Raw genomic sequence first — 21,368 nt, 5'->3', positions numbered from 1 at the left:
CGGCTTCACCATTCGATGTCTGTTTTCCTGCCCTCCCAACGCCTAGGATGAAGTCACTTTCCTTCCTTGACGAGACGCGAAATGAACGACTTCACCTCGCAGATCCTTTCCCCGTACGACGGCAACGGCATTGCGGTGCGCAACCGCATCGCAGTCGCCCCGATGACGCGCATCACGGCTACCGAATACGGCCATCCGACACAGACGATGTTCGACTACTACGGTCGGTTCGCGAAAGGCGGCTTCGGTCTTGTAACGACAGAAGGTATCTATACCGACAAGGCGTTTTCGCAAGGATACCGTTTTCAGCCTAGCCTGGCCGATGACGAACAGGCGCGCGCATGGGCAGCCTTCAATCGCGACATGCACGCACATGGCGCAAGCGTGTTCGCGCAACTGATTCACGCAGGCGCGCTGAGTCAGGGCAATGTTTATCGCAAGCACACGGTGGCGCCATCGGCCGTTCGGCCCAAAGGCGAACAGATGGCGTTCTATTACGGCGATGGACCGTATCCCGAGCCCAGACAGATGACGGATGCCGAGATCGATGAAGCGATCAGCGGCTTCGTGCAGGCGGCACAGCGCGCGGTGAATATCGGGCGATTCAGCGGTGTGGAAATTCACGGCGCGAACGGCTATCTGCTCGACCAGTTTCTGGGCGCACAAACGAATCTCAGAAACGACCGTTGGGGTGGCAGCACGAGAGCGCGAGTACAACTGCTCGTCGATGTCATGAAGTTGGTGCGGCTCGGCGTCGGCGATGCAGTGCCGGTCGGCATCCGCATCTCACAGGGCAAGGTCAACGACTTCGCGTCGAAGTGGCCCGGCCGCGAGGCGGACGCCGAAGTGATCTTCGGCACGCTCGCCGACGCAGGCGTGAACTTCATCCACGTGACCGAGCACGAAGCGTGGCAGCCCGCATTCGAAGGCACACGCGACAGCCTCATCGCGCTAGCGCGTCGCTGCGCGCCGAACGCGACGATCATCGCGAACGGCGGCTTGCATACGGCCGAGCGTATCGCCGGTGCGCTCGGGTCCGGCGCGGACATCGTGACGGTCGGACGCGGCGCGCTCGCCAATCCCGATCTGCCGATGATGCTCGCGAGCGGGCGCGAACCGAGGCAGTTCAATAGCTCGATACTGCAACCCATCGCCAGCATCAAGGACGACGAGTTGGCGATGCAGTTCTCCGCCTGAACGCGGTTGTAAGCGCGGGCGCGTATCCTCAGTCTTCGACACGCGCCTGCTGCGTGTCCACATTCGAGCGCCGCCAGTGCGCCGGCGTCATGTCGAAGTGCTGACTGAACGCGCGCCTGAAGGCCGCCACGGATTGATAGCCGACGGTCTCGGCCACCACTTCGGTCGATACGCCTGGCCTCTTCAACTCATTTGCCGCCAGCGCCATTCGGATGCTGGTCAGCAGATCGATGGGTGAACGTCCCACCTTGTTCTGAAAATGACGGATCAATGTTGCGCGCGACATGCTGCATAGACTCGCCAGTTCCGGCAGGGTCCAGTCGCGCGCCGGCTCGTTGAAGATCGCGGCGAGCGCCGGCGACAGACGCGAATGTCCCGCGACCGTCAGCAGACCGGCGGGCGCTTCGTCGGACTCTGCGCTCGCACGCAACGCCAGCGCGAAAAGCGCCGCCGACAGCGCGTTCATCATCGCGTAGCCGCCGAGATTGTCGGCGATCGATTCCGTGCGCATCAACGCGACGAGACCATTCAATTGTTCCAGCGCCGCGCCCTGTCCGCTGCCCTTCGCTGTCGACGTACGGACGACGAGCCGCGCCGGCAGATATGCACGAACGAAGCGGTCATGCGGCGGCGCCAGGACGATCCGTCCGCACAGCATGTCCAGACGCTCGCCGGCGCCCTTGTTTTCGCTGATGATCAGGTTCAGCGCCGCGCGTTGCCGGGCAGGTTTCGGCCGCGCCCCGCTGCCATCGCGAAGCGTATGCGCCGAACCGTGCGTGAGCATCACGATGTCCCCGGCGCGCAGATGTTGCGGCCTGCCGCCGCCGGGCGTCTCCAGCACGGCCGATCCGCCGAGAACCATGTGGTACGGCATCTCGCCCGCGTCTGAATCGGCGTAAATGACTTCCCACGGCGCGCCGTACGAACAACGAAGTTCGAGCTGGCCGCGCACGGTCATCATGCCGAGCAGGCGGCTCAGCCAATCGATCGACATCGACATGCTTACCTCGAATGAAACGATGAGACTTTTGAGCATGATATTGAGAATTTAGCGACTCAACAAGCTCATCCGGCGACCCTAAAGTGGAGGCTCCCAACCACCGCCGAATGAGGTCCACCATGAGTCGCATCTCCATTCCCGCCGTCGCCAACGCTACGGGCGACACCGCCGACGTCTACGCACGCGTTCGCAAGATTGCGGGCGGCAGCGTGCCGAATCTGTTCGCGGCGCTCGGCCATCTCGCGCCCGCGACGCTGAACGCCGCGCTCGACGCCGAAGGCGCGCTGGCCGCCAGCAGCCTGAGCAAGCAGGATCTGGAAACCATCAAGCTGCTCATCAGCGAGCAGACGGGTTGCGACTACTGCGTAGCCGCGCACGTGATGCTCGGCAAGATGACCGGTCTGACGCCGGAAGCGCTCAGGCAGATTCGCGCCGGCCAGCTGACCGGTGATCTCAAGCGCGATGCGCTGATCCGCTTCGTGCGGCTTTTGCAGACGACGCGCGGCACGATCGGCGCTGACGAACTCGCCGCCATCCGCGCGGCAGGTTATCGCGATTCGCAACTGGCGGAGATATCGCTGGCGATTGCCATGACGATCTTCACCAACACGTTCAACCGCATCAACGACACCGACGTCGATTTTCCGCCCGTCGAGTAATGCAGACACTCGCGAGCGGATTCGTCCGCTCCACATCGATTCATCCGTTAGCTGATTGGGAGAAGGTCATGTCTCAGATCGAACAGTTCGATACGTTGATTCTAGGTAGTGGTCAGGGCGGCAAGCTTCTGGCGTGGCATCTGGCGCGCTCGGGGCAGCGCGTCGCCGTGGTCGAGCGGCAGTGGGTAGGCGGCTCGTGTCCCGCCGTCGCGTGTCTGCCGAGCAAGAATGAAATCTGGAGTGCGCGCGTGGCGCATCTGACGCGGCATGCCGCCAATTTCGGCGTAGCGACGGGACCCGTCGCCGTGGATATGGCGAAGGTTCGCGATCGCAAGCGCGGCATGGTCGAACGGGAAGCCGCGTTTCACGTACAGGCGTATGCATCGAGCCGCGCCGAGCTGATCATGGGCGTCGGACGGTTCGTCGGACCGAAGACCATCGAGGTGCAGCTCAATGACGGCGGCACCCGCACGCTCGGCGGCGATCAGGTGGTGGTCAACGTCGGCACGCATGCCGCGATTCCGGATGTGCCAGGCCTGGCGTCGGCCGATCCGTTGACGCACATCGGCGCGCTGGATCTCGATCGCGCGCCATCGCATCTGATCGTGATGGGCGGCGGCTATATCGGCGTCGAGATGGCGCAGGCGTATCGGCGCTTCGGCAGCCGCGTGACGATCATCGAGCGCGGTGCACGACTGATGTCCCGCGAAGACGCGGACATCGGCGACGAAATGCTGCGCATACTTCGCGCGGAAGAGATCGACGTCGTGCTGGACGCGCAGACGATCCGCGTCGAGGGGCACTCGGGCACGCAGGTGCGCGTCGTCGTGCGCACGCCTTCGGGCGAGCAGACCATCGAGGGCAGCGACATTCTGGTCGCAGCCGGGCGCATTCCGAACACCGCCGATATCGGCCTGGAGCGTGCAGGCATCGAGTTGGACGAGCGCGGCTATATCCGCGTGAACGATCGGTTGCAAACGTCGGCGCGCGATGTGTGGGCGATCGGCGAGGTCGCGGGAAGCCCGCAATTCACGCATGTTTCCGTCGATGACTTCCGGATCGTGCGCGACAACATGGCGGGCGGACACCGCAGCACCGGCGATCGGCTGATTCCATACACGCTGTTCACCGATCCGCCGCTCGCGCGCGTCGGCCTGAGCGAAACCGATGCGCGGCGCGAGGGCATCGCCGCGCGCGTCGCGACGCTACCGATGAGCAGTGTGCTGCGAACCGAAGCGACCGACGAAACGCAGGGCTTCATGAAGGTGCTCGTCGGCGCGGAAGACGACCGCATTCTCGGCTTCACGATGATCGGCTCGGAAGCGGGAGAAGTGCTGGCCGCGGTGCAGACGGCGATGATCGCAGAACTTCCGTATCCGAAGCTCCGAGATGCCGTGATTTCCCATTTGACGATTGCAGAAGGTCTCGGGCCATTGCTGTCCAGGTTGCCTGAGCGCGCCGTGTAGTAGTGGCACGCGGTAGCTCGGGAGTCCGAGCTACCGCGCCCGTGCGGAGCCGTTCGTCGTCTAGACTGCTTCTATGGCGCAGAGCCCGTGGCACCCACTTGACGGGTGAGATTCGTCGCTGCATCGCGCAGATGATACGGTCGCAGGGCTCACAATCGACTCTGTTAGTCCATGTGTACGAGCGGTCCAACGGAGGACGTCATGTCTGCGACCGAACCCTGGATATGTCCGACGTGCGCAAATCGCGTCACCACACCGTTCTGCCCGATGTGCGGCGAGAGCCCGCTCCGGCCTTCCGACCTTACCCTGCGCGGGATCGGAGCGAAGGTCCTGCACGCGGTAACGACCATCGACGGGCGCCTGCTCCGCACGATCTGGATTTTGCTGCGTCATCCCGGCGAGCTGACGGTCGCGCATTTGAACGGAAAGCGGATGCCTTATGTGCCGCCGTTCCAACTGTTTCTCAGCGCCAACGCGTTTTTCTTCGCGATGCAGTCGCTGACCGACACCCAGGTCTTCGGCTCGACGCTGCAGTCCCATCTTTATCTTCAGGACCGGAGTCCGCTCGCGCGGTCGCTGGTGGCCGAACGCGTCGCGAAACTACGGACGGACCTGCCTCAGTACACGTCCATTTTCGATCGTGCGGCCGTGCTCAATGCCAAGTCACTCATTATTCTCATGGTGATTCCGTTCACGCTGTTGTTGTGGACGACCTTCCTCCGCGCGCGCAAGCCATTCGTCACATTGTCTTTTTCTCGCTCCATCTCTATGCGTTCTTGCTGTTGCTGTTCTCGCTCGCGCTCGGCGTCGCGGCCATCGAGGTCCGTCTCGGCGGCCTCGGACTCGGTTCACCCGTCGTCGACAACCTTCTTTCGATCATCAATCTGAGCCTCTGTGGCGGTTATGTGTTCCTGGCGTTGTTGCCAGTCTTCGGCTCTCACGGTGTGACAAGGCTCGTTAAAGCGGCAACTTTGGCGCTGACGGCTGGCCTCATCGTTCTAGGCTACCGATTCGCAATCTTTCTAATCACGCTATACACGGCGTAATCACGGAACATCTTGTGCAAAGCACGGAGCACGCTGCGCCCGGACGGCGTAAAGTGATGTCCGCGAGGCCTGGGTCTCGACGGCGCCACCAAGCCGGCGAACCGCACGAGCGTTCCGCGAATCCAGCATCGCGATCCGAGCCCTCCGCATCACACAAACAACCCAGGAGACAGTCATGGCTGACCCAAAGAATCCCTTCGAAGATCTGACCAGGATGCTCGAACAGTTCAAGGTGCCCGGCGTCGACATGTCGGCACTGGTCGAATCGCGCAAGAAGGACATCGAGGCTATCGTCGAAGCGAACAAGACCGCGTACGAGTCCATGCACCAACTCGCCCGGAAGCAGACCGACATGCTCACGCGCGCGATGCAGGACATTCAGGAAGCGGCGAAAACCGGCATCAGCGATCCGGGCAAGCAAAACGAATTCGTACGCAATGCCTGCGTGAAAGCGCTCGAAGACATCAAGGATCTCGCGGAAATCGCACGCAAGTCGCAGGCCGACACGATGGCGAACATCACGCAGCGCGCCAACGAACACGTAGACGAAATAAAGAAGATGCTGCAGCGAAAATAGCGCGGTTTCGTCCAGTCGGAATGCTGCACTTCGGCGCGCCCTGTCTGATGACAAGGCGCGCGGCGTGCTTTTGACGATGACCCCAGGGAGACAACATGGCCTCGCCGTTCAACATGCCGGAAGAGTTCGTCCGGGGGTTTTTCAAATCCGGGCAGACGCTGCTGGAAGCCTATATGGGCGTGGCCGGCAACACGACCGACGCGCGTTCGGAGTCCGGTAGGACATTGCCCGCGCTGGCGCTCGCGCAGGCTCAGGCGCATTACTGGCAGCAGCAGATGGCGCTCTATGCGGGCATGATGGCGAGCGCGACCGGCCAGAAGCCAGAGCCCGCCATTCAGCCAGAGCGCGGCGACCGCCGCTTCAAGTCGGATTCCTGGCACGACAATCCGTGGTACAGCCTCCTCAAGCAGACTTATCTGCTCAATTCGAAGCTGCTCAACGATATGGTCGAAGCCGCGGATATCAACGCGAAGGAGAAGCACAAGCTGCGTTTCTACGCGCGCCAGTTCATCGACTCGATGAGTCCGGTCAATTTCGCTGTCACCAATCCGGAGGCGATGCAAACCGCGATCGAGACGCAGGGCAAGAGCATGCGCACGGGGTTCGCGAACCTGCTCGAAGACCTCAGGCGCGGACGCATATCCATCACGGATGAAAGCGCCTTTGAAGTCGGGCGCAATGTGGCGGTCTCGAAGGGATCGGTGGTATTCGAGAACGAACTGTTTCAACTGATCCAGTACGCGCCGCTCACGGAGAAGGTTGCCGAGCGGCCGCTCGTCATCGTGCCGCCATGCATCAACAAGTTCTATATCCTCGACCTGCAGCCGGCGAATTCGTTCGTGCGCTTCGCGTGCGAACAGGGGCAGACTGTGTTCCTCGTGTCGTGGCGAAACCCCGACAGGGACCTGGGCCACATCACCTGGGACGACTACATCGAGAGCGGTGCGATCAAAGCGATCGAAGTGGGCCAGGCGATCAGCCGCGCCGACAAGGTCAATGCGGTCGGCTGGTGCGTCGGCGGAACGATTCTGTCGTCGGCGCTGGCGGTACTGCGCGCGCGCGGCGAAGATCCGGTCGCGAGCCTCACGCTGCTCACGACGATGCTCGATTTCAGCGATCCCGGCGACCTGGGCGTATTCATCGACGAGGCGGGCGTCACGCAGCGCGAGCAGACCATCGGGCGCGGCGGCATTTATTCGGGCGGCGAACTGGGCTTCGTGTTCCAGACGCTGCGTGCGAACGACCTGATCTGGCCGTATGTCGTCGACAACTACCTCAAGGGCGGCGCGCCGCAGGCGTTCGACCTGCTCTACTGGAATGCCGACGGCACCAACCTGCCCGGGCCGATGTACGCCTGGTATCTGCGCAACATGTATCTCGAGAACAATCTTTGCCAGCCGGGGCGGCTCACCATGTGCGGCACGCCGGTGGATCTCGCGCGCATCGACATGCCGAGCTATATCTTCGGGACGCAGGAGGATCACATCGTTCCGTGGAAGGGCGCGTACCAGTCGACGCGTCTCCTGGGCGGCGAGACGCAGTTCGTGCTCGGCGCGAGCGGACATATCGCGGGCGTGATCAATCCTGCATCGAGGAACAAGCGCTCCTACTGGATCGACGGCAAGCTCGGCGACGAACCAGAAGCGTGGCTCGAATCGGCCACTTCGCAGCCGGGAAGCTGGTGGACGCACTGGAGCAAGTGGCTGCAAACGTACGCGGGCGAGCAGGTCGCCGCGCCGAAGAAACTGGGCAGCGCGAAGTTCGCGCCGATCGAGCCCGCGCCGGGACGTTATGTTGCGAAGCATCCACCGGAGGCAACGGTCGCCTGAGCATTCATGACCATGCCGAAAGCCGGGTCAGGATCCAGGGGTCGCGTCCGTCTCGCTGGCCCGCGCCAGGGCTTGCGTATCGATATATTCCCGGATGTTCGCGAGCTTGCCATTTCTAACGGTAATGGCGAAGACCCAATCGTCCTTGAACGTCTTATTCGTCGCTTTGATTTTGCCCGTAGCGACGCCGATGACCAGAACCCGGTCTCCCTACGCGACGAATTCGGGGGGCGCCAGGTATGTCATTTCCACCTCGTTCGAAGCCTTCTGAAGCACTTTCGCCAATCCCGCGTGCCCGCGGTGCGTGCCAGCCAGCGGCCAGTCCTCGCCCGGAATGATCCACTCGATATCTTCGGCAGCCAACGCCAGCAGACCTTGCTCGTCGCCGCGACCGATTGCTGCAAAAAAATCCTTCACGATCCGGACATTCTCTCCAGTGCTCATCGAGTTCTCTCCATTTCATCAGTCGAACTTGACCAGGTCCTTGAAGATCAGTTGACCCCAGCTGTTTCCGCGCCCCTGCACGAGCAGTCCACCTTCCGAAAGTCCGCCAAGTTCGATCGGCGAGAAACCGAGATCTTCCGCAAGCGCTCCAATCTCCGCTGCGGCGCCGTCATTGTCGCTCGCCAGGAACACGACTCGCTTCCCACCATGTACGGACGGGTCTTACGCGAGGACCGCGGCGGCCAGATGATTGAAGCCCTGACCAGCCTTCCGCCAGCGAAAGCCTGCGCGACGAACCTGGACGAAGCTTGTCCTCCCAGTTCCTCGGGGGACACGCCGTATGCATTGGTCACATCGACGATGGTCTTCCCGTGCCAGCTCGGCAACGCCTTCGTGACATCCTGGTGCGACTCGAAACGTCAGCCAAGAAGACAATGTCCGCCTCGACCGCTTCAGCCAGTTTCGTTGGAACGATCGTGGGTCCGATGGCGGCGGCAGCGGAGGCAAAGCTTTCCGGGTCGCGAGTGGTCGCGACGCATACTTCGATGCCGCTTCGGGCAAACGCCTTGGCAAGCGCCTGGCCAATCTTGCCGAAACCAATAATTGCGTAGCTCATTTAATCTCCTTGGTTTGCAACGCCCTGCGAGCCGCGAGTATCGAATGGAGTGACCGGCAGGGCGCAGCGCGTCAGAGTTGCGCAAGGCCGCCGTCGACGGCGACCTCGCTGGCGGTCATGAAGCTGCTGTCCGGCGACGCGAGAAAGGCGGCCACCGCTCCGATCTCTGCCGGATCGGCCATCCGCTGGAGCGGCGTCATCGCGGCGAAAGCCTTCTGGCCTTCCTCGCCCAGCGCCTCCTTCGCGAGTTCGGTGGCCGTCGCCCCGGGCGACAGCACATTTACGCGGATGCCGGTGCCCTTCAGGTCCTCCGCCCAGGTCCGAGCGAGGTTGCGCACTGCGGCCTTGCTCGCGCTATAGGCGCTCATTCCCGGGGCGCCCGTGGTGCCGGCGCTCGATCCGGTCAGGATGATCGAACCGCCCTCGCCCATTAGCGGCAGCGCCTGTTGGACCGTGAAGATCGAACCCTTCACATTGGTGTCGAACGTTTCGTCAATGTGCCCGGCGGTGATCTCGCCTAGCCGAAGCTGGCTTCCCGCCCCGGCATTGGCGAAGACGATGTCGAGGGTTCCGCGCTCGGCCTTCACCGCCGCATAGAGTCGATCGAGGTCGGCCGGATCCGAGACCGAGCCCTTCACCGCGCGGGCATTGGGCCCAAGGTCAGCCAAAGCGGCGTCGAGCGCGTCCTGCCGGCGGCCGAAGATGAAGACGAAGGCGCCTTCCTCGATGAAGCGCTTTGCCGTGGCGCGGCCGATGCCGGTGGCGCCGCCGGTGATCACAGCGGTCTTTCCATTCAGTCTGTTCATGTCGTGCTTCCTTCGAAACAAAAGTGACAAACACCATTCTGAGACTCTTGTTTCATGAAGCCAATTGACTGAATATCTATAAATGCCATCTACTTTTTAGATATCTGTGCTCGACAACGTCACCATCAATCAGCTTCGGGCCTTCGTCGCCGTGTGCGACCAGGGAAGCTTTTCCGGGGCTGCACGGGAACTGAGGCGTGCACAGTCGGCGATCAGTCACGCGATCAACGCGCTCGAGAGCGCCTTTGATGTGGTGCCGTTCGAGCGCAATACTCGGAAAGCGACGCTCTCGGCCGCGGGCCGCAGCCTCTTGCCCGATGCTCGCGGGGTGATCTCACGCACCGAGGAAATGAAGATGCGCGCGGCGTCGATCGCCGAGGCCGGGGCCCCATAGGTCTCGATAGCCGTGGATACCTATTTTGCGCGTGCGCATTTGATCGAATGCCTGCGTACCCTGCAGGCCGACTTTCCAACGGTTGCAATCAATCTGCGCATGACGACGATGCAAGGCGGCGAGCGTCTGGTTCTCGAAGGCACGTGCGCGTTGGCAGTGACGATCACCGACGTGCCGGAGTTGAGCCCAGGCACCATAGAAAGGCAGCATTTATGTGAGGCGCGAATGGTGACCGTCTGCGCGCCATCGCATCCGCTAGCCGCAACCGCGGGGCCCATCCCGCGGGAGGAATTTGGCCGGCACATCCAGCTCGTCGTAACCGACAATCAGCCCGATGCAGAAAAGACACAACAGGGCCAGCGAACGCCAATGGCGAGTGAATGACCTCGGCGCGAAACACGATCTGCTAAAGGGAAGCTTGTGCTGGGGGCACATGCCGCATCACATCGTCGCGGAAGACCTCGTGAATGGAAGCCTTGTCGAACTTCAACGGCGCGCATGGCACATGCGCCCCCTCACCTTCGTGGTCTCGCAGCGGCGCGGGTACTCGTTTTCCGAATGCGAGACACGGCTGGTCGAGCTCCTTGGCGATCCTCGGCGCTTGCCGAAAGATGCCAGCCAGCGCTCCGTCTCCCCCAAAACCAAAAAAGCCCGAAGGCCTGCGACGCGCAAGCGACGGTCTTAAACCCCGAAACCAGCGAATCGTGCGTTGGATGGCACGGACTTGTCCTGATCCGTCGGGGGATTAACCCGCAGAGATTGCTGTGATCCACACGGAGAGCTAGAGTTGTGGTTAACTATATGAATCATGAACACGGCCTCCTTCCACGCTAATGCCGACCTACGGCTTCCGCGCTATCAGCTGATCCGCGACGACCTCGTGCGTCGAATCGCCAATGGGGAATGGACGCCCGAGCAGGCGCTACCGACCGAGGCCGACCTTTGCGAGGCCTATGTCGTCTCGATCGGTACGCTACGGAAAGCCATCGAATTGCTCGTAGCAGAAGGCGTCGTCACGCGCACGCAAGGGAAAGGAACATTTGTGCGTCGACCGCGGTTCGATTCATCCCTCTTTCGCTTCTTTCGGTTCAAATCGGCGGAAGGCCAAGCAGTCCAGCCGATCGGCAGAGTTTTGAAGCGTGAGATCGTGAAGCCGAACAAGGCGATTCGCGATGCGCTCCAAATGGAGCCGACCGAAAAGAGCATTCACCTGTCCCGAGTGCGTCTCATCGATTCGAAACCGGTTCTCCGCGAGGAAATCTGGCTCTCCCGACCCCGCTTCGATGCGTTGGCGACACTTCCGCTCGACGATTTCGGGAACCTCATGTACCCCCTCTACGAGCGGGCTTGCCGGCAGATAGTGGCATCGGCTACTGAAACCCTGACCGTCGAACAGGCCAATCAAGAGGATGCGGCGACACTTCACGTTGACGTCGGCAGCCCCGTTATTATGGTCAATCGAGTGGCGCTGGACTTCGCCGGAACACCGATTGAATGGCGCACAACGCGAGGCGCCGCGACAGGGTTCCAATATCAAGTAGAAATCCGGTAACCCTCCCTCTCTAGCCCGCCCGTGCGCGGACTCCTTGACAGACAACTTTCTCCCGGCTTTACGCGCAACCCGCGCGTGCCTTTTTGCGCCCCGACCGACTTATGTTCGCGCTCCGGCTGCTCCCTGCATCGTTCGGGTAACACCTCATAGTTCGCCCGTGTCATCCAGAGATATAAAGATATATATGTTTATATCTTGTGTCGGATGCCACTGCCCGTCTCCACGAGGGACCGGTGTCGCAGGCGACATTTCTGGGGGGTACATGGATTCGATTCCGATTTCTGAACAGCATGTGATGAGAAAAATGGCGTGGCGACTCATGCCGCTGCTCATCGTGATGTTCCTCATCGCGTTCATCGACCGGCAAAATGTCGGATTCGCAAAGCTTGAAATGGTGCAAGCATTGGGGATGACCGAGGCGGCCTACGGTTTTGGCGCATCACTGTTTTTCATCGGTTATCTGCTGTTCGAAGTGCCGAGCACTTTGGCGCTCCACCGCTTTGGAGCGCGTACATGGCTGGCGCGAATCATGATTACGTGGGGCATCATCACTGTCTTGCTCGCCTTTACGAAGTCGCTGCCCCTGTTTTACTTTTACAGGTTCGCGCTCGGAGTAGCTGAGGCAGGCTTCTATCCTGGCGTGATCTACTACCTCACGCAATGGTTCCCGCAGAGCTATCGAACGCGCGTGCTTGGGTTCTTCACCCTGGGTAGCGCACTGGCAAACATGCTGGGGTCGCTTGTCGGTGGCCTGCTGCTTTCGCTCGGCGGCACGTGGGATTTGCAGGGCTGGCAGTGGGTGTTCATCGCAACCGGCATTCCGGCCATCCTCATCGCCTTTGTCGCGCTGAAGTATCTTCCGAACTCGGTTCAAGTCGCGCCATTCCTCTCGCAGGCGGAGAAGGAAATTGTACTGGCGGCTTTTCAAAGGGAGGCGCCTACCGAGGCGAAGGCGTCGCATCCCTGGGCTGCATTCATCGACCCCAAGGTTCTCATGTTCGCTGCAACCTACATGCTGATGTCGACGTCACTCTATGGAGTGACCTACTGGATGCCTACACTGGTGAAAAGCTATGGCGTCTCGTCGACGGTCAACGGACTGCTCAACATGATTCCGTGGGCACTGGCAGCCTTGCTCCTGCTGTGGCTGCCGGGCAAGCTCAAACGAGAGCGCGTTGTCCTCCGAGCGATGACCGTCGTTGCGGGCGTTGGAGTCGTTTGCTTCGCCTCGAGCCTGATATTGCCAACCGTTTCCCTTCGCTTCATTGCACTGTGCCTCGGCGGGGCGTGTATTCCTTTGCTGTATCCGTGCTTCTGGCGCTTCCGCCGCGCTTCTTCTCGGGTGCTCGAGCCGCAGCGAGTGTTGCGGCCATCAACTGCATCGGAAATCTCGGAGGTTCCTTCGGTCAAAACCTCATGCCCTATGTCGGCAAGATCAGCGAGAGCCACACTGCGCCGATGCTTGTTCCTACCGCATGTCTTTTAGTGCTCGCGATCGGAACAGCCATCGCACGGTCGGTCGGCGCACGGCGGCAGGCAGCAGTGATCACCGCGCACGCGGACCTGAGTCAACCGTAGAGCTCTTTCGGTCTAGATCAGTGACGCATCTTGACCAGGCCGACACACCGAAGCGGCTCGTTTCGACCAGCCGCACGAGCCGCGCGACGATCTCGTGTACGGTTGTCCCCGGTCCGAAGATCTCTGCCACGCCCATGTTCCGTAGAGAAAGCGCGTCTTTATCGGGGTTGCGCGTGGCATATCTCATGGCGTCTACGCTGCGGCAGACGCAGCGGATCGCGGGCGCATAGGTGCCAGTTCGATTGCTATCCTTGCAATACACGATCTTTGACTTCGCTGGGTGCATCGTCAGGCCTACTCCCATCTTCGGTACAGCACCGCAGGCTCACGCCTGCGTTCGTGACACACAAAAGAACGACTGCTTTCGCCCCGTGGCCTCTGCCAGCACCCGCAACCGCTGTTCGATGACGGGGTCGATGCGCACCGCCACCACCCGCAACTTGTTCTCTGCTGATCTTCTCATCTGTTCGCTCCTGTCAGCCGACGACGCGGCTAGCGCGCTTTTCGATCGTAGACCACCACCCGTCCGCGCCATCCGGTCATTATCTAAGGGCGACCTTTCACTCTCGCCGTTTTGCCAGCCACTGCCTTTCGAGCGGCTCGCCTGGCAGGCGGACTGACTTCGGCGGCGGGTACGCGGCGCGTAGGCGGCCGCGCCGCGGTGCGCAGCGACTTCAACTGCTCCTGAAGTGACTGATGCGCCGCTTCGAGCGCGGCGAGCTTGCCCTGAAGCACCCCGTTCTGATGGCGCGTGTCGCCCTGCTGCGTCTGCAGCGCTTCGACGGTGCGACGATGCTCGGCCTCTCGCTTTTCCGCCCGCTTGGCCACCTCGGCCAGTTCCTTCTGAGCCTTGGCCGTGGCGCTGCGTTCCCGATCGATCTCCAGGAGCGCCCGCTTTTCCGATGCGCGTAAGCGCTCCTCAGCACGGCTGGCCGTCTCGCGCGGCTTCTCCAGATCCCGCGAGAAAATATCACGTACTTTTTCCAATTCCCGCTCGCGTGCGACGGCCTCCTCGCCGAGACGCTTGATCTGCGCCTCGAGCGCTTTGCGCGTGGCAGCCTCTTCGGCCTGCTGCCACTCCAACTCGCGGCGACGATACGGCGAGCGCGCGAGCCGATCTGCTTGAGAAGGCGTCCGCGCATTGGCTCAGGCACAGCGCCGGCTCGCACATGGCCGACCGCAAGGTAGATCTGCGCACGGTGCGCGACAACCTCGGACATGCCTCGCTGACAACGACTAGCATTTACTTGCACGTCGACGACGATCGGCGCCATCAGGAGACCGAAGAGAAGCATCGCGTAGACTGGTGAAACTAAGCGAGGTCACCCAACACATCCCGACGGCGCACCCTGCCGATTCCGATTCGCCAACCGCCACTCTCTCATGAAAGTCCCTGTGCCCAAACCCCAGATCTCTGCAGAGCTCGTTGCGATGCCAGGGGTATGCAAACATAGACGATTAGTTGCATCCAGGGACCGGCGAAACTTGCCTGTCCGACCACGGTAAGTCCGTTAAGCGTCAGCGGCAATGCACACTTTCGGCCATGGAGGGACATTCGTATGCGATCGTACCGAGACACCGAGACGGCTGGTCCCTCCCTGATATCGGCCATTTCATTCGACCTTGAAACGCATAGGATCGGGCAGTTGCGCGGTCTCACTATCAGGTAGCGTCAACTGGATAGTCCCGGCCACGCACCTCGGCCAGCGAAGCAGCGACGCGCCGCAGATGCTGACATAAACTTATCCAGGCAGACAAACTGTTCGCTAAGGCGGAGCAACGTGTGCCTTGCTGCCGCGTCTAACAAGGCGCGCTCGCAAAAACGGCTGCCTCGCGGCGAGGTTGAGGGCGCAGACCGCTATCCAATTTCCAGCAGTGCCCGCGAACTCTCATGCAATCAAAACAGATGGGTTACTAAATCGCCCACACTGTTCAGCGGAACAGTTTGTTCCAGCACCACGCGTTTGGCGGCCTCCCTATCCTTCAGATGCTCCGGGACGAACGGGATTGGATATTCTGTCGGCGTTTCCCCCTGAAGCGCTTCGGCCATGAGCTTGCAGATTTGCGTACCCCGCGATCAGATCGAGATAGAGGAATTGTCCCGCAGGATTCACTTCAAAGCAACAATGGTCCCCATCGGCCAATTCTCTTAAGTCAATTGCTGCATATCGAAGCCCAGCCCGCCGACAGAACTCGAAAAGCCTATCGATCAACGGCTGCGGAAGAACAGTCTCGCTGCAAGAAATCCGAGTATCAATCCGAACATCCCACTTGTATCGGTTCTTGCTAATATCGAAAGCGACGGCAGTAACAGATCAATCTATAAGTGTAACGCGAATATCGCGTTGTCCAGGCGACGGGTATGGAAGACGATCCGATCAATCACCCAGTCGTCATATATATTCGTAAATTGTTTTATCCGGCTATGGTTCGTGCTTCCGGTCGAAAATTCATAATTACGGATGAAGTCGGTTTCACCACACGGCCAGCAAAGGACGCTCTCGGCGTTTCCGTGACTGACTGTCCAAGTCCACGTCCGGTCATCTGGCCACAGCCTGAAATCAGTGATTGATAGATGATCTGGGGTAACGAAGCAATTGCGGCTGAGCGGCGAAGCAGGGACGATTGAAGCTGGCCGAAGACCGAGATCGGCTTAGGATGCGTATCCCATCTTGAAGAGGGCGGCCTTGTCGTCCTTTCCGAATGCGAACTCCATATTGGCAAAGATGCCGTGAGCAGGTTTCAGGACGTACTGTACGCCGAGGCCCGCGCTCGGCAACCGCTTGGCCGAATACATACAGCCGACACGGTTCGCGCCGTACAGGCACGCCACACCAGCAAAAGCGCGGCGGCCCAGCGCACGGCCAGGCGACGGGCGCTCCTCGACCGCAAAGGAGGGATGTAAGTGCCGGCGAACTCGCCCATCGTGTACACATTACGACCTCAAATAGCTGGCGAGTGATTGACTGTCCTTCGCTAGTCGGTCATAGACGTTGCCCAAGCTAGGCGGGATGCGAGACACATAAAATCGTTCGTCATCGCCCAGATATTTGGTCGCGTCCAGGCCCATCTTGTCATTCAATCCGCGCTTGTCTCCCGAAGGATCGAGCTTAGAACCCAGACCGTGCTGGATGATGACCAGATCGCGAGAAGCCTGAAAACGGGTTGCGATTGCCCATTCGATTTGCTCGCTGTCGTTGATATCGATGTCTTCATCGACGACAGTCACCATTTTGATGTCGTAATGGCAGCCAAATGCACAGGCGATAACGTTTTTTGCTTCGCCATACTGCTTCTTTATTATTTTCACGATCAAATGAAAACGTCCGAGCCCTCCCGACGTGAGGCGAACATCCAGCACATTAGGAAAATTGAGCTGCATTCGCTCCAGAATGGACGACTCCCGGGGGATTCCGCCGATAATGACGTTCTCGATCCCGGAGGGATTGTTGACGCGATAAATCGGATTGCGGCGGTGGGTGATGCAGGTAATCCTGATGTAGGGAAGCAGGTCCTGACCGGTGTAGTATTTTGGAAATTCTCCAAATGGGCCTTCCAATACGCGTTTATGTGGAATGATGAACCCCTCGATCGCTATCTCGGCGTCCGCAGGAATATGGACATCGTTGGTGTATGATTTTACGACATCGATCGGACGCTGCTTGAGTGCGCCTGCAATGGTCAGTTCGCACACGTCGCGCGGCGCAATGGCCTGCGAAGCCAATTCGACCACCGGATCGTGGCCGATGGTAACGGTAACCGGCAATTCCTTATCCAGCTTTTCCGCGGCCTGATAATAAGCGAACAGATCGCGCGGGAGCATCAGGATGCTCAGCCTGTCAGGCCCTTGCACTTGAAGACGGTTTATCGAGAGGTTTTGCTTGCCTGTTTCCAGATTCAGTCCATGCACGAGGCCGCTGGTGATGTAAGGGCCACCATCGCGTTCGTGGCAGGTAATGATGGGCAGGATCCTTTTTAAATCGATATCCTTGTCGTGCGTTACTTCGTGGACAGCAGCCGAATCCTGCTCGACCACATTCCACTCCAATGGGGCTTTCAATGCCCTCTGAAAGGCGGGCAGGATCTGATCGATGGGAAGCTCGAGCAACTCAGCCACCCATTGCCGCTGCCCAAGCAATCCTCCGGCAATCGGTACCTCATGTCCTCCGGGTCGCGAAAAAAAGCAGGCCTGCTTCCCTTCGAAATGCTCGATATATCGAAGAACATCATATTCGAGCGCGATATTGTCTTCGAGGCAGATCAAACGCTTGGTGCGGTCAAGGAATTCCAGCCAGTCACGAAGATTGTTTATTTTGCTCATTCTGAATTCCATTGCGTGAGTTGACATTCAGGCAATCCAGGAAATGATCTGAATTGATGTCTTTTCCTCTTGGCTCTTTTGGCTGGCTGGGTGCATCCGAGAGCGCGCGTATATCAATGCCCAGGAAAACGCCATAACCGGCCGTATATGAAATCGCCAGAAGAGAAGAATCGGATATATCCAAGCCCCTTGCTTTTAGACACGCCAGGGGTTCGTCCAGTAACTGCTGGCGAAAGGCTCCATCCTGGTTCGCCTCTTCGACGATGGCTGCAATCTTTTCGGTCAATCCGTCCATGAGTGTTCGATCCTTGGTTGAGTCCAGAGGTCTTTATCCACGCAGCGCGCCGGCGCTCACCCCGATAGCCTTTGAACCATAGACGGCGTGTCTTCAGTATTCAAGGGGCCGACTATCTGCTCACCCAGGCAAGGCGGCACATCAGCATAAAAGACGATTTGCGCAAGGTCTGATTGCGGATCGCTCACTAGAGATCCGGTATCTGTCTTGTCCGAGGCGAACTCGGCAGCCACCTCGGCAAGTCCAGACCACCGAGTCAACACGGCATGCGAAAGGCATTACGCGGCGCGCCTGCCCCCAAAAACGGTCAGTCATGCATCCCGGATCCCACAGGCCAGGAGACCAGAAGGATCGTGGGCGCGAACGAGGGTGTTGTATCGAGCGAGGCCGCGCCGTTTGGCGGGGTCAAAGAGTCAGGCTACGGGCGGGAAGGCTCGCGTTATGACCTCGACGACTACGCGACGCTCAAGAACGGTTGCGAGGGTGGGCTAGCCGGTCCTCCCAGACAGGAAAGAAATGACTGTTGTACTCTGGAACCGGTCGTTTGGATGGCGCCCATCCCGACCGTCCGTAGTGGGTCGTCATGACTCGTTCGCCGTGCCGAGGAGCGGAAGTTCGACCGCAACCCATTGCAACGACAGCGAAGCCGTACGCTGGAGCCGCGCCGCCGATGGCCGATGAGCGTCGGCTAAGGCGCGAGATGCGTGCGCAAGACTGGGAGCAACTCCAGAAAGATTGATATGTAATTTAAGCTAGGACCACTACAGAACAATGGTTAGCTTAGGTTTATGTAAAATTATAGATCGACTGCTTTGTTCATCAACACGCGCAGCACAGTTACTTCGTCGGTGACCGGGCCTGCTCTGACGATCTGCGCGCTGCCATCGGACCGAAGACACGCAGGGTCATGCCGGCCTGCGTTGCGATGCACCCGTTGGCGCGTCATACGCCTTCGTGGACTGCTCGGGCGCGATAGGTGCTACTGCGCCTTCTGGCGATGTCATCGCTACCGATCTCGACTTCGCCGACTAATCTGCTGGAAGCGGCGCATGTCGGCGTGGTGCACGGCAGCGCGTTCGGCGTGGAGAACCATGTGCGGATCGCGTATGCTGGTCCGATGCCCACGCTGCGCGACGCGTGCCGGCGCATCGAGACCGCGTGTGCGGCGTTCACACCCGCTGTCGCCGCGGTCCGAAGCGCCGAAGCACCAGACGCCATGCCCGCGACACGTGTGCCGTGTCGCGGGTTTTTCTTTTTATCGGATGGCCTTCCATGCTCTATCTCATGGAAGACGCTACCCCCGAGCCGGCGCAATTCGGCGCCCTTCCCGCGCTGTTCGCCCGGACTTTGAATGCCGAACTCCGCTGCGAGGGCGTGCATTTCGACGAACAGCGGTTTCCCGATGCGCATCGGCACGTCACAGCAGATGGGCGGTTAGTCGCGAGCGGTCTGATCTGGCGCACGCGCACGGGCCTGCCCGACACTGCCGAACCATGCCATGAGATTTTTGCGTTGGCGCGCACGCGCGATATCGTGCTGCTCGTGCAATCGTTCGACGCGTTTCCTACGCAATGCACCGAAGACGTGGAGATGTTGCGCGTCGTTCATGAAGCCGATAGCGCACAGCTCGTCGAAGATGGTTCGGGCGTGGTATTGCAAGCGCATCGGGATCGCTATGGAAGATGGCGATCCACGGAAGACGCCGCATCGCGCGCGAGCGGGCCGTCCATGACGATTGCGCTGATAGGCCGGGAGTGCGACCAGCATCAGCAATACCCCGCGACGCTCGCCGCCCTCGGTGACGCCGCCGATGCGCTCGGCTTCGATCTCGACGTGCGCTTCATCGCGGCGCAGGACATCGACCGCGACAACACAGAAACTTTGCTAGCCGATGCACACGGCATTCTATTGCCGGGCGGCGCGGACATGGCGCGCGTGGCGGGACAGATCGAGGCCGCGCGTTTCGGCTGGCTGGCGTCGATTCCGGTTGTGGGTTTGTGTCTCGGCATGCAGTCAATGGCGACGGCCATCGCGCGGCTCGCGTTGAAGAGCGATGAGATCGGCATGAAGGAGGCGCAGGCCGATGCGCGCGTCGCCAGCTTCGAGCCGATTCCTGTCGGCGAGGATAGCGCGTTGTTGCATCGCTCAGGCTTGCGGCCAATAAGCCTCGTGCCGGGATCGCGTATCGCGGCCATGCTCGGCGCGCAGGCGAGCATTCTCTGCAACCATCGCTACAGGCTCAATCCGGTGCTCGAAGCGCCGCTCGCGTCGCTCGGCGTGACCGTCAGCGCGCACGACGAGAGCGGCTCGATCGCCGTTGCCATCGAGGCCGATAAGCATCCGTTCTTTGCGGGCATGCAAGGGTATCCCGAACTTTCGTCGCGTGATGGCGCGCCGCATCCGTTGCTGATCGGGTTTCTAAAAGCGGCGGCGCGCCGTTCAAAAGCGTATGCGCCCGCTTCGCAAGCGGGCGGTTACCCAAAAGCTCAAACTTAGCTGATCGCCGACGCGAACAACGCGGCATCGACATCCCCGCCCGATGCCACGCAGTAATTCGCTCTTGTGTGGCCCGTGACATACTTCGCCACTAGCCATCTTTTGTCACACGCATGCGCATCGATCCCTACAGTCTCGAGCTCTTCATCTCGGTCGTCGAAGAAGGATCGATCGCACGCGCCGCGAACCGCAGTCACATTGCGCCCTCGGCGTTGAGCAGGCGCATCGCGGATCTGGAAGCGGCCATCGGGGTCGCGCTCTTGATTCGCTCGCCTTCGGGCGTGCAACTGACCGAGGCGGGGCAGCATGCCTATGCGAGCGCGCGCTCCATTCACGGCCAGCTCGAAGGCATGGCGCGCGAAGTGCGGTCGATGAGCGGCCAGATCGCGGGCGTCGTGCGTCTCTATGCGAATGCCTCGGCGATCGTGGGCTTTTTACCCGAACGCCTGACGCTGTTCAAGACGCGCTATCCGCTCGTCGAGATCGCGTTGACGGAACAAATCAGCGATGAAGTGATTCGCGCCTGTCTCGACGATCGCGCGGACGTGGGCATATCGGCGAGCACAAAGGTGCATGCCGGCCTCGACTCGTGGCACTTCGCCGAGGACCCGCTGATGGTCGTCCTGCCGCCCGGTCACGAGCTCGCGCAGGCAGAGGCCTTGAGCTTCCTCGAAGTGACGCGCTTTCCGCTCGTCGCGTTGCAGGCGGGCGGATCGCTCGATCAGACGTTGAAGGAGCACGCCGATGCCGCACGCGTGCCGCTCAACGTGACCGTCACCGTCAACAGCTTCGACGCGCAATGCCGTATGGTCGAGGCGGGACTCGGCATCGGCATCGTGCCGACGAGCGCGGCCTCTGCGTTCGCGGGCTCGCGCAACTTTGTGCGTGTTCCGCTGCGCGAGAGCTGGGGACGCGGCCGCCGGCTACAGGTGCATGCGCCGCGAAAGTCTTCGCGCCTGAAAGCTGTGCAGGCGCTCATCGATACGCTCGTCGAATTCGAGGGTTAATACGGACGTCGCGTCTCGCGACGCCCCCTGTGCCGAACGAGCACTTGGTGCAGGCGCGCGCGTGCGGCTAGATTGGCATCGGAGG

At 60.6% G+C, this 21,368-nt stretch carries 16 protein-coding genes and 6 pseudogenes; 13 read left to right on the top strand and 9 right to left on the bottom strand.

The window, feature by feature from the left end; genetic code table 11:
- Positions 1 to 81 precede the first annotated feature (81 nt).
- A complete protein-coding gene (locus NCS58_RS22605) occupies positions 82 to 1,197 on the top strand; it encodes an NADH:flavin oxidoreductase (RefSeq protein ID WP_250538885.1) in 1,116 nt (371 codons plus the stop codon).
- Between the two features lie 28 nt (positions 1,198 to 1,225).
- Here the strand turns inward: NCS58_RS22605 and NCS58_RS22600 are convergent, their stop codons facing one another.
- The gene (locus tag NCS58_RS22600) at positions 1,226 to 2,197 is read right to left on the bottom strand and encodes an AraC family transcriptional regulator (protein ID WP_061121659.1); all 972 of its coding nucleotides are present in this window, start codon (positions 2,195 to 2,197) and stop codon (positions 1,226 to 1,228) included.
- 119 nt (positions 2,198 to 2,316) lie between these two features.
- Here NCS58_RS22600 and NCS58_RS22595 point away from each other — a divergent pair, with 119 nt between their 5' ends.
- The 5 genes from NCS58_RS22595 (at position 2,317) to NCS58_RS22575 (ending at position 7,774) form a co-directional block, all read left to right on the top strand.
- Complete coding sequence (locus tag NCS58_RS22595) at positions 2,317 to 2,856, top strand: carboxymuconolactone decarboxylase family protein (protein WP_061121643.1); 540 nt, start codon at positions 2,317 to 2,319, stop codon at positions 2,854 to 2,856.
- A gap of 68 nt (positions 2,857 to 2,924) precedes the next feature.
- Complete coding sequence (locus NCS58_RS22590) at positions 2,925 to 4,322, top strand: mercuric reductase (RefSeq protein ID WP_061121658.1); 1,398 nt, start codon at positions 2,925 to 2,927, stop codon at positions 4,320 to 4,322.
- 201 nt (positions 4,323 to 4,523) lie between these two features.
- Positions 4,524 to 5,210, top strand: a complete 687-nt coding sequence (locus NCS58_RS22585; RefSeq protein WP_250477661.1) for a DUF3667 domain-containing protein — start codon at positions 4,524 to 4,526, stop codon at positions 5,208 to 5,210.
- A gap of 333 nt (positions 5,211 to 5,543) precedes the next feature.
- Positions 5,544 to 5,945: a phasin family protein gene (locus tag NCS58_RS22580; protein ID WP_061121642.1), complete on the top strand. Its 402-nt coding sequence runs from the start codon at positions 5,544 to 5,546 to the stop codon at positions 5,943 to 5,945.
- 95 nt (positions 5,946 to 6,040) lie between these two features.
- Positions 6,041 to 7,774, top strand: coding sequence for an alpha/beta hydrolase (locus tag NCS58_RS22575; RefSeq protein WP_061121641.1), 1,734 nt, complete (start codon positions 6,041 to 6,043; stop codon positions 7,772 to 7,774).
- A 27-nt stretch (positions 7,775 to 7,801) separates the two neighbouring features.
- Here the strand turns inward: NCS58_RS22575 and NCS58_RS22570 are convergent.
- The 3 genes and pseudogenes from NCS58_RS22570 to NCS58_RS22560 all read right to left on the bottom strand — a co-directional run bounded on the left by NCS58_RS22570 (position 7,802) and on the right by NCS58_RS22560 (position 9,640).
- Positions 7,802 to 8,218 (bottom strand): annotated as a pseudogene (locus tag NCS58_RS22570) (nuclear transport factor 2 family protein).
- 18 nt (positions 8,219 to 8,236) lie between these two features.
- Positions 8,237 to 8,834: pseudogene (locus NCS58_RS22565) on the bottom strand (NADPH-dependent F420 reductase).
- A gap of 71 nt (positions 8,835 to 8,905) precedes the next feature.
- The gene (locus NCS58_RS22560) at positions 8,906 to 9,640 is read right to left on the bottom strand and encodes an SDR family NAD(P)-dependent oxidoreductase (protein WP_061121640.1); all 735 of its coding nucleotides are present in this window, start codon (positions 9,638 to 9,640) and stop codon (positions 8,906 to 8,908) included.
- 106 nt (positions 9,641 to 9,746) lie between these two features.
- Here NCS58_RS22560 and NCS58_RS22555 point away from each other — a divergent pair.
- The 3 genes and pseudogenes from NCS58_RS22555 to NCS58_RS22545 all read left to right on the top strand — a co-directional run bounded on the left by NCS58_RS22555 (position 9,747) and on the right by NCS58_RS22545 (position 13,164).
- Positions 9,747 to 10,719: pseudogene (locus tag NCS58_RS22555) on the top strand (LysR family transcriptional regulator).
- A 123-nt stretch (positions 10,720 to 10,842) separates the two neighbouring features.
- Positions 10,843 to 11,586 (top strand): GntR family transcriptional regulator, encoded by a 744-nt coding sequence (locus NCS58_RS22550; RefSeq protein ID WP_061121639.1) that lies wholly within the window; start codon positions 10,843 to 10,845, stop codon positions 11,584 to 11,586.
- A 262-nt stretch (positions 11,587 to 11,848) separates the two neighbouring features.
- A pseudogene (locus NCS58_RS22545) lies at positions 11,849 to 13,164 on the top strand (MFS transporter).
- Positions 13,165 to 13,489: 325 nt separating this feature from the next.
- Here NCS58_RS22545 and NCS58_RS22540 read toward each other — a convergent pair.
- The gene (locus NCS58_RS22540; protein ID WP_250477668.1) at positions 13,490 to 13,627 is read right to left on the bottom strand and encodes a hypothetical protein; all 138 of its coding nucleotides are present in this window, start codon (positions 13,625 to 13,627) and stop codon (positions 13,490 to 13,492) included.
- Positions 13,628 to 13,710: 83 nt separating this feature from the next.
- Positions 13,711 to 14,247 (bottom strand): hypothetical protein, encoded by a 537-nt coding sequence (locus tag NCS58_RS22535; protein WP_311394675.1) that lies wholly within the window; start codon positions 14,245 to 14,247, stop codon positions 13,711 to 13,713.
- Positions 14,248 to 14,255: 8 nt separating this feature from the next.
- Between NCS58_RS22535 and NCS58_RS22530 the strand changes: the two are divergent.
- Positions 14,256 to 14,474 (top strand): annotated as a pseudogene (locus NCS58_RS22530) (tyrosine-type recombinase/integrase); the annotation flags it as partial.
- A 587-nt stretch (positions 14,475 to 15,061) separates the two neighbouring features.
- Here the strand turns inward: NCS58_RS22530 and NCS58_RS22525 are convergent.
- From NCS58_RS22525 to NCS58_RS22515, 3 genes are all read right to left on the bottom strand, one after another.
- A complete protein-coding gene (locus tag NCS58_RS22525) occupies positions 15,062 to 15,214 on the bottom strand; it encodes a hypothetical protein (protein ID WP_250477660.1) in 153 nt (50 codons plus the stop codon).
- 885 nt (positions 15,215 to 16,099) lie between these two features.
- Entirely contained in the window at positions 16,100 to 17,485 is a 1,386-nt protein-coding gene (locus tag NCS58_RS22520; protein ID WP_250538884.1) for a UbiD family decarboxylase, read from the bottom strand.
- Positions 17,460 to 17,780 carry a hypothetical protein gene (locus tag NCS58_RS22515; protein WP_143756455.1) on the bottom strand — a complete coding sequence of 107 codons (321 nt, stop codon included), beginning with the start codon at positions 17,778 to 17,780 and terminating at the stop codon, positions 17,460 to 17,462. Before NCS58_RS22515 ends, NCS58_RS22520 begins: the two co-directional genes overlap by 26 nt.
- A 350-nt stretch (positions 17,781 to 18,130) precedes the next feature.
- On the opposite strand from NCS58_RS22515, the pseudogene NCS58_RS22510 reads away from it, so the two are divergent.
- From NCS58_RS22510 to NCS58_RS22500, 3 genes and pseudogenes are all read left to right on the top strand, one after another.
- Positions 18,131 to 18,271: pseudogene (locus tag NCS58_RS22510) on the top strand (aldehyde dehydrogenase family protein); the annotation flags it as partial.
- 781 nt (positions 18,272 to 19,052) lie between these two features.
- Entirely contained in the window at positions 19,053 to 20,276 is a 1,224-nt protein-coding gene (locus tag NCS58_RS22505; RefSeq protein ID WP_250477658.1) for a glutamine amidotransferase-related protein, read from the top strand.
- A gap of 113 nt (positions 20,277 to 20,389) precedes the next feature.
- Positions 20,390 to 21,283 (top strand): LysR family transcriptional regulator, encoded by an 894-nt coding sequence (locus NCS58_RS22500; RefSeq protein ID WP_061121807.1) that lies wholly within the window; start codon positions 20,390 to 20,392, stop codon positions 21,281 to 21,283.
- The last annotated feature ends 85 nt before the right edge of the window (positions 21,284 to 21,368 follow it).

It is taken from the genome of Caballeronia sp. INML3B (genome assembly GCF_023631305.1).
Lineage (GTDB): Bacteria > Pseudomonadota > Gammaproteobacteria > Burkholderiales > Burkholderiaceae > Caballeronia > Caballeronia turbans.
The sequence above is the reverse complement of the archived record's forward strand: the minus strand, read 5'-3'. Positions and strand labels throughout refer to the sequence as shown.